Source organism: Dokdonia sp. Hel_I_63, assembly GCF_007827285.1.
In the GTDB taxonomy this organism is placed as follows: domain Bacteria; phylum Bacteroidota; class Bacteroidia; order Flavobacteriales; family Flavobacteriaceae; genus Dokdonia.
The window spans coordinates 2,017,454-2,033,345 of record NZ_VISD01000001.1; the positions used below are offsets into that span (position 1 = coordinate 2,017,454).

The window sequence follows — 15,892 nt, forward strand, 5'->3', positions numbered from 1 at the left end:
TACACGCGCTATGTCAAAAATCTGGTTTCTTGAAGATGTAAATGTTTTTAGCGTGTTGTGTCCCCATAAAACAAAGCAGTATAGAAAGCGGCATAACTTCTCACAATACGGGAAGCAAGACTTTATTTACTTTGAGGAGGATGCGGCAAATAAGGTGTACTTGATAGAGAAGGGTAAGGTGAAGCTGGGCTACTATGCAGAGGATGGTAAGGAGGTGGTGCGGGCGATACTTACTAAGGGCGAACTCTTTGGCGAGAAGGCAATACTAGGGGAGGAGTCGCGCAGTGAGTTTGCACAGTCTATAGATGCAAAAACCTCGGTTTGCCCCGTGCCGGTGTGCCAGATGCAGGAGTTAATGCGCAATAATCACAGCTTTAGTCTTAAGGTGTATAAATTTCTCGGGATTAGGTTTAAAAAGTTAGAACGCCGTCTAGACTTGCTACTCTTTAAAGATGCAACCACACGTGTAAAGGAATTTATGACAGAACTAGCCGAAGATTATGGCTACTGCTGTCCAAATACGGGAGATACGGTAATCAAACATCCATACACTCAAAAAGATATTGCGAGTCTCATAGGCACCTCGCGACCTACGCTTAATGCGATTATGAACGAGCTAAAGGCGACGCAGTTTTTAGAGTTTTCTCGCAATGAAATTCGCATAAAAGTGGCATAAAATCACCAAATGTAAGCTAGCTTACATTTAAGCAATCTTGATGGTTTTAGATTTACCATATAAATCAAAAAAAACTATCAATAATGAAAAAGCAACTATTAATGGGATGCTTCGCTCTAGGAGCTATCCTTGTATCATGTGACTCTGACGACGATACCACCACAAACGCAATCACACCAGAAGCTGGCACACTAGCAGGAGGTCCTTTTACCTTCTTTGTAGATGGAGCACCAGATATGGTAACGGGCGTGACACTCACTGGCGAACTAGCGGGAGATGTGACTACTTTTGTAGTGACAGATGACTCAAAAAACATCTTAGGAATACCACCTACGCTGGAGGCGCTGGAGGGTGTAAACTTTGACGATGCTGGCGTAGGATCTTGTTATATCTATCACCTTGCGTATCAAGATGGCTTGAGCGGACTAGCAACGGGTGAAAATCTTGATGACTTTGCAGGAGATTTTGAGCTCTCTAACTTTCTAGTAGTAAACCGCAACGCGGGACCACTTGCTGCCGAAATCGTGGGAGGACCTTTTGAGTTTTGTGTAGACGGTACACCAGATATGGTGAGCGGTTTATCACTCATGGGAGATTCTGTAGGATCTGAGAATAGTTGGGTGATTACCACAGACACTGGCGAAATTTTAGGATTACCACCTACGCTTGATGCAGTGCAGGGTGTAAACTTTGACGATGCAGGAGCAGGAATCTGCCTTATCTGGTACCTACGCTATGAGCCAGGACTAGAAGGGCTAGAAGTTGGCGCAAATGCAAATGACCTTACGGGAGTTTTTGATCTTTCTGAACCTGTAGAAGTAGTACGTAACGAGGCTATCGCTGCCGAAATTACTGGAGGTCCTTTTACCTTTACCGTAGACGGCACACCAGATATGGTAAGCGGGCTAGGTCTTACGGGAGAGAGCGTAGGCGCTTTAAATAGCTGGGTGATCACTACAGATACTGGAGAGATTCTGGGATTACCACCTACACTGGCTGCGGTAGAGGGCGTAAACTTTGACGATGCTGGAACGGGCGTTTGCCTTATCTGGTACCTGCGTTATGAGGAAGGACTTACCGGTCTTATGGTGGGTGCAAATGCAAATGACCTAAGCGGTTGTTTTGACTTATCAGAACCTGTGACGGTTACTCGTAATTAAGTATAAAAAAACGTAAGTTTAATGCGTGTGTACGACTCATCGTGCACACGCATTTTTTTATTCCCTATGGCTCAGAAAAAAAGATTTAGTTGGCAAAATATAGTGTTCATCATTGTGATTCTCTTGCTTATTATCCCGCAGACGAGGACTCCTATCCAGGTGGCAATAAATAAGGTGAAGGTGGCGATCTTTTCTCCGTCCGCTTTCGCGAAAAAGGACCAAACTCAACTCCAGTCTTTTGATTATAAAGTAAGCTCACTAGAAGGAATCCCAGCCGAAGTAGGCATAGGGAAGGGCAAAGTTACATTTATAAGTTACTGGGCAACCTGGTGCCCACCGTGTATTGCCGAACTACCATCTATAGCCGAACTGCATGCAGATTATGGAGATAAAATAATGTTCTTGCTCATCACAAACGAAGATCCTGAGGTAGTCAAAAAGTTTATGACCAAAAGAGAACTAGACCTCCCAGCAGTATTACCTGCCATGGAAACACCGGAGTTACTTTTTGAACGCTCGATACCTACCAGTTACATTATAGATCAAGAAGGAAATATAGTGGTAAAAGAAACAGGCGCCTCAGACTGGAATAGCGACAGCATAAGAACCATCATAGACAACCTCCTCACCGAAGATTAATCTTCTACCCGCCAGAATATAAACGGAATTTCCATTTCCTCTGAAGAAATTGTTGCCGTAAGCACATCATCAAAGTAAGAATACCTAATCACCTTAGGAAACTCATTTTCAGGATTTACTGCTGTAAATGACTTGCCGTCATTCTCGGTGATTTTAAAAATAGTTGGCGTTTCATTTGGCCCACTTATTTGCAGTTGCCACTCGTTTTTCTTTTGTACAAGGCGTATGCGCTCGTTAAAAACGGTGTCCTTGTCTTCTAAGGTGTAACCATGACCACGTAGCTCTGTAGCCGTAACTGTTTTCCAGTGTTCAAAGGTCTCACTACCGCCTTTACTATTAGTTCGCTCCCAGTCTCCTAGTAGATAATCAAAAGGTGTGGTTGGTTTTTGCACAACAGCTTTCTCCTTACAAGCGATACAGCTCATTACTAAACAAGAAATGATAAGAAAACGTGTGCGCATATAAGCTTGTGTTTAGGTGAGAAAATTAGTAGTGCTTTTATCCGTGTATGGTTTCTGTAACACTTAGATCCTTCATCACTTGCTTTTCAAAATCTAGTAGCTCTTGCCACTTCGCATCTACTTTTGCTCTGTCTCCGTACTGGCGCGCAAAGTTTAAGAACATCGTGTAATGTCCAGCCTCGCTTATCATGAGTTTGCGGTAAAACTTAGCAAGTTTTTTATCTTCAAGCTCCTCAGACAGTAAGCGGAAACGCTCACAGCTTCTACCTTCAATAAGCGCCGCAACTAGCAAGCGATTTACTAAACTCTCTACTCTTGATCCTCCTTTTGGGAAAAAGAAGCGTAGCTTATGTACGTATGCATCTTTACGCTCACGACCTAAGTGTAATCCTCTTTCTATCATGATATCATGCACCATTTTAAAGTGGCTCATTTCTTCCATGGCAAGATCACTCATCGCAGTCACAAGTTCTGAGTATTCTGGAAAACCTATGATAAAGGAAATCGCACTTGAAGCAGCTTTCTGCTCGCAATATGCGTGATCTGTAAGTATTTCTTCTATGTTTTTTTCTACAATATTTACCCAGCGAGGATCTGTAGGTAATTTAAGGTGGAGCATCTGGATAGCTTCTTTATTTTCCATAGCGTGTTTTTTTATAAGTCGAGATCAAACGTTTTCCTGAGGATATCTAGCGCAGGATTATGTTCTCGTAGTTTATCATATCGTTCTTGAGCAGTATACGCATACTTGCGCTGTACTTCTTCATTTACTGTAATTCCTAAAGTAATATCATAATTGTTAAGACTACGTTTTAAAAATTCAAGTAGCGGCCCTTGAGCGCGTTCTACCTCAATTTTCATCGTCTCGTTAGGATATTCTAGTTCAATGGTAGTCCCATTCAATGTCGGCTGATCTGCTTCTAGGTTAGAGGCAATAATACGTTCTCCCTTGGCAAGAAGACGTTTTACATACTCTGCCCAGGCAGCTTGCATTGCAATTTCTGTAAATGGCTGCGTAGGTAGATTTTCTACATCTACTTTTTTATCAGCTTTCTTTAGCTCTAGCTCTTTTTTGCGCTGTAATCCTTTAAGTGATAACCCAGACACACGATCCTTGCGCAATGATAATTCGGGTACGCTAGGAGTTGTTGGTGAAGCTTGTGGTGTTACGGGAGCAGGTTGTTGCGCCGCTGCTGTGTTCTGTGTAGGAGCTGCATTTTGCGTTTGAGCTTGCGTTGCTTGTGGAGCGACTGCATTTGGTGCAACTGTATTTTCTTGTACAGGTACACTTTGCTGTATAGTAGGCGGCGGAGTAGGAGTACTCGGCGTTTGTGTAGCAGGTGCTGCTACCTGTGCAGCATTCGTAGCAGTTGGTGCTTGTGTAGCTGCAGTATTATCTGGAGTGACTGCCGTTTGCGTCTGTGGTGCTGCGCCAGTTTGTGTATGATCTACTTTATAATAAGAAGGAGGTACTAAGAACGGACCGTCATTTTTTTTTTCTCCATCAAAAGTGATAGAGGCAAGTTGCATGAGACAAAGTTCTACAAGAAGTCGCTGATTACGGCTGGTTCTAAATTTAAGATCACAGTCATTTGCGATATTGATAGCTTCCATTAAGAAAGCCATATCGGTTTTTTGTGATTGCTCGTAGTACTTTTTCTTAGTCGTATCGCCTACTTCCAATAAATGAATCGTCGGCGGATTTTTACAAACCATTAAGTCTCTAAAGTGAGAAGCTAGACCAGCAATGTAGTGATGTCCATCAAAACCACGAGACAAGATATCATTATATTGTACAAGTACTTGCGGTATATCGTTTGCAAGTAAATAATCTGTGGTGGTAAAATAGGTATCGTAGTCAAGAACGTTTAAGTTCTCTGTCACTGCCTTTCGCGAAAGCGTTTTACCACTAAAACTCACTACGCGGTCAAAAATGGATAATGCATCACGCATCGCACCATCTGCTTTTTGAGCAATGATATGTAATGCTTCTTCATCTGCTTCAATACCTTCTTCTTGCGCAATCTGTACAAGGTGCTTGCGAGCATCTGTTACCGTAATACGCTTGAAGTCAAAAATCTGACAACGAGAAAGTATCGTAGGGATGATTTTATGTTTTTCTGTAGTCGCTAGTATAAAAATAGCGTGCTTAGGAGGTTCTTCTAGTGTTTTAAGAAACGCATTAAAGGCCGCAGCAGAGAGCATGTGCACCTCATCAATAACATACACTTTGTACTTTCCTACTTGTGGCGGGATGCGTACTTGGTCTATAAGACTACGTATATCATCTACAGAGTTGTTGGACGCTGCATCAAGCTCAAATACGTTAAAAGCAAAGTCCTCATCTGGACTTGTGTTCTCGTCAGTATTGATTTGCTTTGCAAGAATACGTGCACAAGACGTCTTACCCACACCACGAGGACCACAAAAAAGTAGCGCTTGAGCGAGGTGGTTGTTGCGTATTGCGTTTTCTAAAGTGTTAGTAATAGCCTGTTGCCCAACAACATCTTTAAAAGTGGTGGGACGGTATTTTCGGGCAGATACTATAAAAGGTTCCATACTCACAAATATAATGGGGTACGTAATATTATGCTAGTGAGTATGGACTCTTTATTGCTTATTTATTAACAGTAAGTGCAGAGAGCTTCTGGTCAATTACATGCACCATAATCTGGTAGCTGTGACTAGCCATTTCATCTTTATTGCTCCATTTTTTTGCGTTGCACATGGCTTTCCTTCGATACGCCATTAATCGCCTCAATTTTGGCGATGAGTAGAATAGGGATTTCATACTAGAGTGTTTTTGTTTGCCGTTGTAAAATATAATTTTTTTCGCAAATAGTTAACGATATGTTAACAATTTGTGTGTAAAATTATGAATGCTGTGATATTTGCTTTTCTATCTCTGCAGCTTCTGCATATAGACTATCGCTAGCACTTCTGTCACTCTTAGATAGTTGGAAGGCCCTTTCTAAAACCTTTTTGTGTTTTTCCTGAAGTTTTTCTACTTCGCTTTTCTTTTTAAATAATCCGAACATAGCTTCTTTTTTTACATAAAGATACGGTTTCTAAGAAGGGATGTCAACCAGTTTAGGAGAGTTTTACAATTCAGTAATGAATTTCTACACTTCGGTAAGTACTAGTTTTAAAAAAGAGGGTTTGATATGATATTTACACCATCAAACAAAAACAAACATTATGAACACATCAACAGAAAACACAAAGTACGATAGAGCAAGAGCAAAAGTAAGCGAGCTTAAAGAGTTTTATACACACCTAGGTACTTACCTCATCTTTGTATGCTTCTTCTTAGCATTAAACTTTTATACCACAGGCTTTTTCTGGGCAATATTTCCTATTGCAGGTTGGGGAATTGGGATACTAAGTCATGCTGCAAAGACCTTTGGCTGGAATCCTTTCTTTTCAAAAGATTGGGAAAAACGTAAGATAGATGAGTACATTCGTAAAGAAGACTTTAAATAAACTAACATGGAAACACAGAAAGAAAAGTATCAAAGAGCTACAGAACATGTGCAAAATGTTAAGAAATTTTATGGCAAGATTATTAATGCCATCATCGTTTCGGCTATCGTTGCAGCTATAAATTACTATGTAAACGAGTTTCGCAACCCGTGGGTATTATGGGTAATAGGTTTCTCTTTACTGGGTATCGTGATAGAAGCCATCAAGCTATATGGAATCAACTTTTTTTTAGGCAAGGGATGGGAGCAACGTAAGATACAAGAGCATTTAAAAAAAGAAGAAAACGAATCACAGTCTAATACACTATTTAAAAAATAATGGAATCTAATAATAGTAAATACGAACGCGCAAAAAAACGCGTAGAAGAAGAGAAAGGATTTTACAGGCATCTCACGGTTTATCTTTTGATAAATATCCTGCTGCAATTATTCTACTCGGGGATGTTCTTTAACTTCGATGTGTTGGGCAATGCACCTTGGTGGGTACGTTATACAACACCATTTTTCTGGGGATTATCGCTGCTAGTTCATTGGATTTATGTTTTTAAAGGCTTCCGCTTCTTTAAAGGATTAAAGAAATGGGAAGATCGCAAGATTCAAGAATTTATGGATCAAGAGGAAGAGGAGTTTTCAAACCGCTTTCGCGAAAACAGGAACCCATGATACGTAGGCTATTTATCTTACTATTGGTGAGCTTCTACTCAGTGAGCGCGCAACAAAGCTTTGTAGTAGAACATGTGACCGTATTTAACGGCACCGAAATCTTATCAAATCAATTTGTAAAAGTAGAAAACGGAACCATCGGCGAGGTGTCCTCAAATACACTTACTGCCCAGACTACCATAGATGGCACTGGGAAGTTTTTAATGCCAGCTCTTACTAATTCTCATGTTCACACGTGGGCAGCACCGCAACTACAAGAAGCAGCCCAAGCAGGTGTTCTCAATTTGCTAGACATGCACGGCATGGAACCTATGCAAGAGGCAATGATTAATCTACGTGATACCCCTAGCAATGCTAGATTGTATCGCGCAGGATATGCAGCTACCACAGAAGGCGGTCACGGGACACAATACGGTTTTCCTATTCCCACACTTTCGGGGCCAGAAGATGCTGCGCAATGGGTTGCAGATCGTGTAGCCGCTGGAGTTGATTACATAAAAATCATTGTAGAACCTTGGAAAGCTACACTTGATAAAGAAACAGTAGCAGCTATTATTGAAGAAGCTCATAAAGCAGATAAAATTGCAGTTGTACATGTGTCACGAGCGCAAGATGCTTTTGATGCACTCTCTAGTGGTGCAGATGGTCTCGTGCATATTTATAATGATGCGCCTCTCACAGCAGCACAGCTCGCCATACTTAAGGAAGATGCAAACTTCTTTGTGATACCTACCATACTCACTACAGTATTGATTCAGCCATTGTACTACAATAAAACAGCAGAAGAAACCGCCATAATAGAAGCACGTCTCCTCAAGGAAGTTAAACGCTTATATGATGCAGGAATTCCGATACTAGCAGGTACGGATCCACCTAATGCCAATATTAATATAGGCAGCGATTTGTATAAGGAATTGGCTTTTTTCGCGAAAGCGGGATTACCCATAGAGTCAGTGCTAGCGAGTGCCACCTCATTACCAGCAGATAAGTTTTCTCTAGAGAACGTAGGTTATATAAAAGAAGGCTTTAAAGCAGATATGTTATTGCTTGATAAATCTCCTGTTGAAGATGTATTAAACATGAACTCGATAGTGAAAATCTGGAAAGAGGGTGCACTAATCCCACAAGAATAAAGAATTAGTATTTTTACGTACATCAATAAAACCATCAAACAATCAATCCATGAACGTACTCATTATAGAAGACGAAAAACCATCTGCAAGACGCCTTAATAGAATGCTTGCCGAAGTAGGAGTTACTGTAAATGAAATGCTACATTCTGTAGAGGAAGCTGTGGCTTGGTTTAAAACGAATACGCACCCAGATTTGATTTTTCTAGACATCCAACTTTCAGATGGCTTGTCTTTTGAGATTTTTGATCAAGTAGAGGTGAAGAGTGCTATTATTTTTACAACAGCGTTTGATGAGTATGCCCTGCAAGCTTTTAAACTTAATAGCGTAGATTATCTATTAAAACCTATAGACGACGAAGATCTTGAAAAAGCAGTAAACAAGTATAAAGAGCGCATGCCTAAGGCGCAAGATGTGTCACTTAACTTTGAAGACATTCGTAAGTTACTAGGCGCAACAGCAGTAGAACGTGAGTATAAAAAGCGATTTACAACTAAAATAGGGCAGCACATAAAAATGATTCCTATAGATGAGATTGAGTGTTTTTATAGTGAAAACAAAGGAACATATGCTGGTACTATAGATGGTCGCAACTATTTGCTGGATACGACACTTGAGTTGCTAGAAAATGATCTAGAGCCTGAAACCTTCTTCCGCGTAAGCAGGAAATTCTATGTCAATATCAATGCGATAGCAGATATCATAGCATACACTAACTCAAGATTAAAAATAAAGTTGAACACCTGGAGCGAGCAAGAAATTATTGTGAGCAGGGAGCGTGTAAAAGACTTTAAAACGTGGATTGCTTAATCCTCAAGGTTTTCATTAAAAGCACTAGGTAGCATTGTTGGGATTAATCGCACGAGAATAGGAAGCAATAATCCGCCTCCTGGAAGTAAGAATACTGCCAGTGATGGTATGCTCTTGCAAATGTCAAGTAGCTGTTTTTTTACCACTTTGCGTTCTTCTTTAGATAAATCTCGCGTAGTAGACTGGCCTAGTAAAATCACTAAGTCACGGCTCTCTCTTATTTCTCTCACAAGGCGATTGCTATTGCGTGATATAAGATTACCCACAGAAGAAGTCGTCTGACTATAAAAATGCTTTATAGGATTACTGTATTTAAGATACGATATCTCTGTACCGTGTTCCGTCAGGAATGTTTTTACAGCAAGTACCGCATCAAGGTAGCCCTTTTCATCAAGACCCATAATCGTACAGAACTGCATGATGAATTCGCGTTCGTGCTTATCGATTTTCTCGTCATCCCATAAGGATAAACTGCATAGGTCTAGAAGGTATTGTTGCTCTAGAGGTTCGGTAATTATCTTCAGGTTAATCTCAGAAACCTCGGTATGTGTGTGCTTTATGAGTTCGTTATAGCGTACAGAGCTTTCAAATAGTTTTATAAGAAGCTTGTTATATTCATCCTTACTCTCCTTTTGTTGCAATGCCAGCCATATAGATTCTGTAAGTACAGCTTCTAGGTTTTTTGCATACTCGTAGGGATCACCTTGGGTAATGAGGTAGTGATCAAAACTTAGAATATCTATAAACACTAAAGCATTAGTGATAAGATGACTAAAACTCTTCTGCAAGGCAGACTCATTAGTCTGCACTCGCTGATGGATAATCTTTTCCACCTTAGCAGCTGCAGATTCATTACCCAATGGAATTTTAATAAAGTACTGTTCCTTTTTATCTAGCTGTCTATAAAATGAAACGATAGCTTCTAGGCAATCTTCTTGCCTAGCATTTGCAATCGTATCGTAATACGTAAAAGCAAGTGCGTCAAAGAGATTAATCTTTGTTTTCTCCTGTACCGTCCACTTAAGTTGTGAGGACTCACTATCCAGCAAGGTATCTAGAGAGTGTCCATAGATAAAACCCTTGGCTCGTAGCGAATCATAAAATGCACGCTCATCCATAGGGTTCTTAACTAGATAGTCAAGAAGCTTTGGGAAGTGTTTATTTATCCAGCCAGTGGCAGAAGGATTCATAAGTGAGCTAATTTATAAAACGATAGTTATTTGAAATTCGCTAATTGCGAGCGTTGTCTTAAGCGTTCTTTTGTGCTGTAATTTCTGTAATTCTTACAATAACCTCAACGGCTTTCATCATACTCTCTACAGGTACATATTCATATCGCCCATGGAAGTTATGACCACCTGCAAAAATGTTAGGACACGGTAATCCCATAAACGAGAGTTGCGATCCATCTGTACCACCACGTATAGGTTTAATAAGTGGTTCTATGTCTAGCGATTTCATTGCTTCCTCTGCAATATCTACAATGTGCATTACAGGTTCCACTTTCTCACGCATATTAAAGTATTGATCTTTGATCTCTACAGTCACTACTTCTTTTTCTAGCTGTGCATTAAGCTCATCTGCTAGTTGGATCATCATTTCCTTGCGAGCTTCAAAATGTCCTTTGTCGTGATCTCTTATGATATATTCTAGCGTTGTATTATCTACGCTGCCAGTAATGTCATGTAAGTGAAAAAAGCCCTCACGATCAGAAGTGTGTTCTGGAGTTTCTAGTCTTGGTAAGCTATTGATGTAGTCTGTAGCGATGTACATACTATTTACCATTTTTCCTTTTGCATAGCCTGGGTGTACAATTTTACCTTCTATGGTAACGACCGCCCCAGCAGCATTAAAGTTTTCATATTCTAGTTCGCCTATCTGGCTACCATCCATAGTATACGCCCATTCGGCACCAAATTTTGCTACATCAAATTTATGTGCACCACGACCTATTTCCTCATCTGGAGTAAAACCTACGCGTATTTTACCGTGTTTTACCTGAGGATTTTCAAGCAAGTATTTCATTGCTTCCATAATCTCAGTAATACCCGCCTTGTCATCTGCTCCAAGTAGGGTAGTACCATCTGTTGTGATAATGGTTTGCCCTTTATATTGCTTTAAATCATCAAAGTATTCTGGAGACAACACGATATTCTGTTCCTTATTAATAATGAGATCTCCGCCGTCATAATTTTCCCAAATTTGCGGTTTTACGTCTTTTCCTGTAAAATCTGGAGTTGTATCGAAGTGCGAGATAAATCCAATAACTGGCACATCATGAGCTACATTACTAGGTAGTGTAGCCATTACATAAGCATGCTCATCTATAGTCACATCACTCATTCCCATCGCTTCCAGTTCATCCTTAAGTTGTCTAGCGAGATCCCACTGGCACTCAGTACTTGGCGTGGTGTCGCTGTTAGGATCACTTTCGGTATAGGTAGTAACGTAGCTTATAAATCTTTTAAGAAGTGCGTCTTTATCAATCATAATGGGTGGTTGTGAGTACGCTTTCGCGAAAGCGTAAAAATCATCATTCAGTTCTGCTTCAAAAATACCTCTTTTTGGACTATTTTTGCACCACAGAAACCACCGAAATGTACAAACTCCTCATACGCCCAATTCTCTTTTCCTTTGATCCAGAAAAAGTGCATTATTTTACCTTTAGATGGATAAAGCGATTGCACAAATTAGGACTCTCAGGACTTCTTAATCGTATGGGTAAGGTGGAAGACAAGCGACTAGAGCGCAAAGTGCTGGGACTTACTTTTAAAAATCCCGTAGGACTAGCAGCAGGTTTTGATAAAGATGCAAATCTTTTTAATGAGTTAGGAGACTTAGGATTTGGTTTTATTGAGATAGGTACGGTTACTCCAAAGGCACAAGAAGGAAACCCAAAGCAGCGTCTGTTTCGATTAAAAGAAGATCAAGGGCTCATAAACAGAATGGGCTTCAATAACGGAGGAGTAGCCGAAGCGGTAACTCGATTAAAATCTCGTAAAAACAACAAGATCATCATAGGTGGAAACATCGGTAAAAACACCGATACTAAGCCGGAAGATTATACAGCAGACTATCTAACTTGTTTTCACGAATTACATCCTGTAGTAGATTATTTTGTGCTTAATGTAAGTTGCCCGAATGTCTCTAGTCACGCGAAACTCAATGACAAAGATTATCTAGAGGAACTTATAGGAGCAGTGCAGCAAGCAAATAAGAAGTATGCAGTACAACGACCAATTGTACTTAAAATAGCTCCAGATCTTAATGATCAGCAATTAGATGAAATCGTATCGCTTGTAAAAGAAACAGGTCTAGATGGTGTGATAGCAAGTAATACCTCTGTAAATAGAGAGGGATTAATAACCACAGAAGCCCGTCTAGCAGAAATAGGCAACGGCGGACTAAGCGGTAAGCCAGTAACCGATAGTTCTACACGTGTGATTAAGTACCTATCAGAGAAGAGTAATAATTCATTCCCAATTATAGGTGTAGGAGGAATTCACTCTGCACAAGACGCTCTGGATAAACTTGAAGCAGGAGCATCCCTCGTACAACTATATACAGGGTTTGTATATGAAGGTCCAGGGTTAATTAAAGAGATAAATCACGCCATCTTAGCGAAAGGATAGTACGTTACTGCCGTCTAGTAACTACACGCTAATCAATTCATACCATGAGGAATTCTCATAAACTTATTTTTGCTTCCATTGCCGTCATGCTTTTTGCTATGAAACCTGATATCGCAACCTTTATCCCGCAATGGGCAAAGCTCGCTGCAGCAGGTCTTTTATTATTGCTAGGCTTTTACTCGATGTGGAAGGAACGACAGTGGTAGTGTTGTAAGCATCTTGTTTTTTCTTATTTTGCAATGATTAACTAACTAGTATTCCTTTGATAGAATCTCTCATTGCTTTTCTTGCAGCAACAGCATTGCTTGCGTTTTCGCCAGGGCCAGATAACATCTATGTACTCACGCAGAGCGTTGCAAATGGCAGTAAATCTGGACTTGCAACCACCGCAGGGTTAATTTCTGGATGTATTGTACATACTACACTTGTTGCTTTTGGGCTATCGGCAGTGATTGCTGCTTCGCCTTTTCTGTTTTTTGCAATTAAAACGGTAGGAGCAATGTACTTACTTTATCTAGCCTTTAAAGTATACCGCAGCGATGCATCGATAAATCTCTCAGATGGCGCTCCAAAAAAATCTTATACAGCCCTTTTTAAACAAGGCGTGATTATGAATATCCTTAACCCTAAGGTGACCATATTCTTCTTAGCATTTTTCCCAGGATTCCTCTGGGATCCAGAAGGAAATACGGTGTATCAGTTTTATGTCTTAGGATTGCTGTTTATGCTAGAATCCTTTGTCATTTTTGGGAGTATCGCACTCGTAGCGGGTAAAATCTCTCATGTACTTCGCACTAATAAGAATGCAGGAGTTGTTTTAAAGTGGCTCCAGATTATCGTTTTTATAGGGATTGCTGTTTACATTTTTATAGACGGCTAGTTTTCCAAACGATATACAATAGCTTGCCATGGGCGAAGGGTAAACTCCTTAAAGGTTCTATCATCTATAATTTTATCATTAGAAATCACTTTGATCTTTCTGTTATAGCTTACAGTAAGTGGCAGTGAGAAGTGTGCTGTGTCTTCAGAGAAGTTTAAGAGCACTAAAAAGCGATCACTCTCCAGCGTTCGTGTGTAGCAATATACTTGCTCATCTTCTGGCTTGATACACTCATAAGCGCCATATACAAGTGCTGGGTATTTCTTACGTAAGGCAGTCATCTGTTTGAAGTAAGAAAGTATAGAGTCTTTTTTATTATGTTGGTCTTTTACACTCACACCTGTCTTGTAATCACTATTTACATTTATCCACGGGGTGCCGCTTGTAAATCCAGCGTTTTCTGTATTGTCCCACTGCATGGGAGTGCGTGCATTCTCTCTAGCAGCATGTTGCTCGCTGTCCATAAAAGCCTCAAGATCTCCGCCTCTTTTCTTTACTGTTTCATACCTATTTATAGTATTGATATCTCGATAATCTTCTATGTCTGTAAAGCATACGTTAGTCATCCCAATCTCATCGCCTTGATAAAAGTATGGAGTACCGCGCATGGTCAAGAGAAACGTTTGAAGGAGGGTAGCGCTATTTTTCCAGTGTTCTGGAGTGTCATTACCCCAGCGGCTTACCGTTCTAGGGAAATCATGGTTTGCTAGAAATAATGATCCCCAGCCAGCTTTTGCAAATGCCGCATCCCAGTCAGTAAATACTTTTTTAAATTCAGGTAAGGAGTAGCCGCCATCACGCATTTTAAATACTTCGCCAGGTGCACGATCTAAGCTCATAAGGTCAAAGTGGAAGAACATATCCATCTCCTTGCGGTCTTCATGAACAAAATCCAGTGCATCATCAATACTTATCCCTGGGCCTTCACCTACCGTAAACGCATCGTATTTTGAAATTACTTCATTATTGAGTTCGTTGAGGTATTTATGCACTTTGGGGCCATTTGCATAATATGCAATGTATTCATGAGGTTCTTTTGCGTCAATTTCGGGGTAGCTTGTGTCTTTGCTTATAAAGGGAATTACATCCATACGGAAACCATCGACGCCTTTTTTAAACCAAAAGTGCATCATATCATATATTTCGGCTCTCACTTTTGGGTTTTCCCATTTGAGGTCGGGCTGCTTTACCGCAAAGTAGTGTAAGTAATAGGCATCTGTTTGCTTATCGTATTGCCATGCATTTTCTTCTACGTCAAAATAACTCCATCTTTTTGGAGGTGTTCCTTTTTCCGCTGGCCACCAGTGGAAGTAGTCTCGGTAAGGATTATCACGAGAAGTCCTACTTTCTTTAAACCATTCATGCTCGTCACTACAATGATTAACTACAAGATCCATCACTAAACGCAGTCCTCTGGCTTTCATGCCTGCAAGTAACTCGTCAAAATCATCCATAGTGCCAAACTCTGCCATAATTTTACGGTAGTGACGTATGTCATAACCATTATCATCATTAGGCGAATCATAAATAGGGTTGAGCCAGATAATATCTACCCCTAGACTAGCGATGTAATCTAACTTTTCTATGATTCCACGCAAGTCACCTATACCATTACCTGTGGTATCGCGATAGGATCTAGGGTAAATCTGGTATACAATTCCTTCTTTCCACCATGTTTGAGATTGCATCATTTTTTGAAAGTTTAGATTATAACGAAGTTAGTAATAGATACGCTTTCGCGAAAGCGTAACAAACATTACCATCAATCCACAGAATTATGTAACTTTGACCCCCGAACAGATTTCGGAAAATTCTATGAGCCAAAAAGTACTTCTTACTGCGACAGAGATTAACATCATTCTCAATCGTCTGGCTTGTCAACTCATTGAAAATCATACTGATTTTAAAAATACCGTTCTTATAGGGATACAGCCTCGCGGCGTTTATCTAGCAGAACGTATTAAGAAATTGCTCACCACAGACTATGGCATTGAGGCTATCAAACTTGGTTATCTAGACATTACATTTTATCGTGATGATTTTCGCCGTAGCGAGAAAACACTAGAAGCAAATAAGACCAAAATAGACTTTGTAGTAGAGGACAAGAAGGTGGTCTTTATAGATGATGTGTTGTATACTGGACGTAGCATAAACGCTGCTCTTACTGCTGTGCAGAGTTTTGGGAGACCAGAAGAAGTAGAGTTATTATGTCTTATAGATAGACGTTTTTCTCGTCATTTACCTATCCAGCCAGATTATAAAGGGCGTCAGGTAGATGCTATAAATGATGAACAAGTGAAGGTGTGCTGGGAAGAAAATGATGGAGAAGACACCGTATATCTAGTAAAAAGCTAACTA

Annotated in this window: 20 protein-coding genes; 12 read left to right on the forward strand and 8 right to left on the reverse strand. The window is 40.2% G+C overall.

Annotated features, from left to right (window positions below):
* Positions 1-10: 10 nt before the first annotated feature.
* The 3 genes from JM84_RS08850 (at position 11) to JM84_RS08860 (ending at position 2,475) form a co-directional block, all read left to right on the forward strand.
* Positions 11-676: a Crp/Fnr family transcriptional regulator gene (locus JM84_RS08850; protein ID WP_108878658.1), complete on the forward strand. Its 666-nt coding sequence runs from the start codon at positions 11-13 to the stop codon at positions 674-676.
* An 83-nt stretch (positions 677-759) separates the two neighbouring features.
* Positions 760-1,836: a hypothetical protein gene (locus JM84_RS08855; protein WP_144783778.1), complete on the forward strand. Its 1,077-nt coding sequence runs from the start codon at positions 760-762 to the stop codon at positions 1,834-1,836.
* Between the two features lie 114 nt (positions 1,837-1,950).
* Positions 1,951-2,475 carry a TlpA family protein disulfide reductase gene (locus tag JM84_RS08860; protein WP_186439110.1) on the forward strand — a complete coding sequence of 175 codons (525 nt, stop codon included), beginning with the start codon at positions 1,951-1,953 and terminating at the stop codon, positions 2,473-2,475.
* Here JM84_RS08860 and JM84_RS08865 read toward each other — a convergent pair.
* The 5 genes from JM84_RS08865 to JM84_RS08880 all read right to left on the reverse strand — a co-directional run bounded on the left by JM84_RS08865 (position 2,472) and on the right by JM84_RS08880 (position 5,974).
* The gene (locus JM84_RS08865) at positions 2,472-2,936 is read right to left on the reverse strand and encodes a DUF6265 family protein (RefSeq protein WP_144783782.1); all 465 of its coding nucleotides are present in this window, start codon (positions 2,934-2,936) and stop codon (positions 2,472-2,474) included. The genes JM84_RS08860 and JM84_RS08865 overlap by 4 nt on opposite strands.
* A 37-nt stretch (positions 2,937-2,973) precedes the next feature.
* A complete protein-coding gene (locus tag JM84_RS08870; protein ID WP_144785167.1) occupies positions 2,974-3,555 on the reverse strand; it encodes a tRNA-(ms[2]io[6]A)-hydroxylase in 582 nt (193 codons plus the stop codon).
* Positions 3,556-3,590: 35 nt separating this feature from the next.
* Positions 3,591-5,495: a DNA polymerase III subunit gamma/tau gene (locus JM84_RS08875; protein ID WP_144783784.1), complete on the reverse strand. Its 1,905-nt coding sequence runs from the start codon at positions 5,493-5,495 to the stop codon at positions 3,591-3,593.
* 58 nt (positions 5,496-5,553) lie between these two features.
* Entirely contained in the window at positions 5,554-5,727 is a 174-nt protein-coding gene (locus tag JM84_RS15380; protein ID WP_160164977.1) for a hypothetical protein, read from the reverse strand.
* An 82-nt stretch (positions 5,728-5,809) separates the two neighbouring features.
* Positions 5,810-5,974 carry a Lacal_2735 family protein gene (locus JM84_RS08880; protein ID WP_144783786.1) on the reverse strand — a complete coding sequence of 55 codons (165 nt, stop codon included), beginning with the start codon at positions 5,972-5,974 and terminating at the stop codon, positions 5,810-5,812.
* Between the two features lie 160 nt (positions 5,975-6,134).
* Here JM84_RS08880 and JM84_RS08885 point away from each other — a divergent pair, with 160 nt between their 5' ends.
* The 5 genes from JM84_RS08885 to JM84_RS08905 are packed head-to-tail and all read left to right on the forward strand — an operon-like array spanning position 6,135 to position 9,022.
* Positions 6,135-6,419 carry a 2TM domain-containing protein gene (locus JM84_RS08885; protein ID WP_144783788.1) on the forward strand — a complete coding sequence of 95 codons (285 nt, stop codon included), beginning with the start codon at positions 6,135-6,137 and terminating at the stop codon, positions 6,417-6,419.
* 6 nt (positions 6,420-6,425) lie between these two features.
* Complete coding sequence (locus JM84_RS08890; protein ID WP_108878665.1) at positions 6,426-6,737, forward strand: 2TM domain-containing protein; 312 nt, start codon at positions 6,426-6,428, stop codon at positions 6,735-6,737.
* Positions 6,737-7,081 carry a 2TM domain-containing protein gene (locus JM84_RS08895; protein WP_144783790.1) on the forward strand — a complete coding sequence of 115 codons (345 nt, stop codon included), beginning with the start codon at positions 6,737-6,739 and terminating at the stop codon, positions 7,079-7,081. The genes JM84_RS08890 and JM84_RS08895 overlap by 1 nt, the downstream gene beginning before the upstream one ends.
* Positions 7,078-8,214: an amidohydrolase family protein gene (locus JM84_RS08900; RefSeq protein ID WP_144783792.1), complete on the forward strand. Its 1,137-nt coding sequence runs from the start codon at positions 7,078-7,080 to the stop codon at positions 8,212-8,214. The genes JM84_RS08895 and JM84_RS08900 overlap by 4 nt, the downstream gene beginning before the upstream one ends.
* 49 nt (positions 8,215-8,263) lie before the next feature.
* Positions 8,264-9,022: a LytR/AlgR family response regulator transcription factor gene (locus JM84_RS08905; protein ID WP_013752352.1), complete on the forward strand. Its 759-nt coding sequence runs from the start codon at positions 8,264-8,266 to the stop codon at positions 9,020-9,022.
* Here JM84_RS08905 and JM84_RS08910 read toward each other — a convergent pair.
* Together JM84_RS08910 and pepT are read right to left on the reverse strand one after the other, a co-directional pair.
* Entirely contained in the window at positions 9,019-10,212 is a 1,194-nt protein-coding gene (locus tag JM84_RS08910; protein WP_144783794.1) for an LETM1-related biofilm-associated protein, read from the reverse strand. The genes JM84_RS08905 and JM84_RS08910 overlap by 4 nt on opposite strands.
* 58 nt (positions 10,213-10,270) lie before the next feature.
* Positions 10,271-11,512 (reverse strand): peptidase T, encoded by a 1,242-nt coding sequence (gene pepT / locus JM84_RS08915; protein ID WP_144783796.1) that lies wholly within the window; start codon positions 11,510-11,512, stop codon positions 10,271-10,273.
* 107 nt (positions 11,513-11,619) lie between these two features.
* Between pepT and JM84_RS08920 the strand changes: the two genes are divergently transcribed.
* From JM84_RS08920 to JM84_RS08925, 3 genes are read left to right on the forward strand one after another with little or no spacing between them, the layout of a single operon-like run.
* The gene (locus JM84_RS08920; protein ID WP_144783798.1) at positions 11,620-12,654 is read left to right on the forward strand and encodes a quinone-dependent dihydroorotate dehydrogenase; all 1,035 of its coding nucleotides are present in this window, start codon (positions 11,620-11,622) and stop codon (positions 12,652-12,654) included.
* 44 nt (positions 12,655-12,698) lie between these two features.
* The gene (locus JM84_RS15385; RefSeq protein ID WP_013752348.1) at positions 12,699-12,860 is read left to right on the forward strand and encodes a hypothetical protein; all 162 of its coding nucleotides are present in this window, start codon (positions 12,699-12,701) and stop codon (positions 12,858-12,860) included.
* A 56-nt stretch (positions 12,861-12,916) separates the two neighbouring features.
* Positions 12,917-13,534 (forward strand): LysE family translocator, encoded by a 618-nt coding sequence (locus JM84_RS08925; RefSeq protein WP_144783800.1) that lies wholly within the window; start codon positions 12,917-12,919, stop codon positions 13,532-13,534.
* Here JM84_RS08925 and JM84_RS08930 read toward each other — a convergent pair.
* On the reverse strand, positions 13,531-15,225 hold the full coding sequence (locus tag JM84_RS08930; protein ID WP_144783803.1) for a glycoside hydrolase family 13 protein: 1,695 nt from the start codon (positions 15,223-15,225) through the stop codon (positions 13,531-13,533). The genes JM84_RS08925 and JM84_RS08930 overlap by 4 nt on opposite strands.
* Positions 15,226-15,349: 124 nt before the next feature.
* Here JM84_RS08930 and pyrR point away from each other — a divergent pair, with 124 nt between their 5' ends.
* A complete protein-coding gene (gene pyrR / locus JM84_RS08935) occupies positions 15,350-15,889 on the forward strand; it encodes a bifunctional pyr operon transcriptional regulator/uracil phosphoribosyltransferase PyrR (RefSeq protein WP_013752345.1) in 540 nt (179 codons plus the stop codon).
* Positions 15,890-15,892 lie beyond the last annotated feature (3 nt).

Bases quoted from the DNA above. Each gene is read 5' to 3' on its own strand.
- JM84_RS08895 (WP_144783790.1), top strand. From the start codon at position 6,737: ATGGAATCTAATAATAGTAAATACGAACGCGCAAAAAAACGCGTAGAA.
- JM84_RS15380 (WP_160164977.1), bottom strand. From the start codon at position 5,727: ATGAAATCCCTATTCTACTCATCGCCAAAATTGAGGCGATTAATGGCG.
- JM84_RS08865 (WP_144783782.1), bottom strand. From the start codon at position 2,936: ATGCGCACACGTTTTCTTATCATTTCTTGTTTAGTAATGAGCTGTATC.
- JM84_RS08890 (WP_108878665.1), top strand. From the start codon at position 6,426: ATGGAAACACAGAAAGAAAAGTATCAAAGAGCTACAGAACATGTGCAA.
- JM84_RS08920 (WP_144783798.1), top strand. From the start codon at position 11,620: ATGTACAAACTCCTCATACGCCCAATTCTCTTTTCCTTTGATCCAGAA.
- JM84_RS08885 (WP_144783788.1), top strand. From the start codon at position 6,135: ATGAACACATCAACAGAAAACACAAAGTACGATAGAGCAAGAGCAAAA.
- pyrR (WP_013752345.1), top strand. From the start codon at position 15,350: ATGAGCCAAAAAGTACTTCTTACTGCGACAGAGATTAACATCATTCTC.
- JM84_RS08850 (WP_108878658.1), top strand. From the start codon at position 11: ATGTCAAAAATCTGGTTTCTTGAAGATGTAAATGTTTTTAGCGTGTTG.
- JM84_RS08900 (WP_144783792.1), top strand. From the start codon at position 7,078: ATGATACGTAGGCTATTTATCTTACTATTGGTGAGCTTCTACTCAGTG.
- JM84_RS08880 (WP_144783786.1), bottom strand. From the start codon at position 5,974: ATGTTCGGATTATTTAAAAAGAAAAGCGAAGTAGAAAAACTTCAGGAA.
- JM84_RS08875 (WP_144783784.1), bottom strand. From the start codon at position 5,495: ATGGAACCTTTTATAGTATCTGCCCGAAAATACCGTCCCACCACTTTT.
- JM84_RS08910 (WP_144783794.1), bottom strand. From the start codon at position 10,212: ATGAATCCTTCTGCCACTGGCTGGATAAATAAACACTTCCCAAAGCTT.
- pepT (WP_144783796.1), bottom strand. From the start codon at position 11,512: ATGATTGATAAAGACGCACTTCTTAAAAGATTTATAAGCTACGTTACT.
- JM84_RS08870 (WP_144785167.1), bottom strand. From the start codon at position 3,555: ATGCTCCACCTTAAATTACCTACAGATCCTCGCTGGGTAAATATTGTA.
- JM84_RS15385 (WP_013752348.1), top strand. From the start codon at position 12,699: ATGAGGAATTCTCATAAACTTATTTTTGCTTCCATTGCCGTCATGCTT.
- JM84_RS08855 (WP_144783778.1), top strand. From the start codon at position 760: ATGAAAAAGCAACTATTAATGGGATGCTTCGCTCTAGGAGCTATCCTT.
- JM84_RS08905 (WP_013752352.1), top strand. From the start codon at position 8,264: ATGAACGTACTCATTATAGAAGACGAAAAACCATCTGCAAGACGCCTT.
- JM84_RS08930 (WP_144783803.1), bottom strand. From the start codon at position 15,225: ATGATGCAATCTCAAACATGGTGGAAAGAAGGAATTGTATACCAGATT.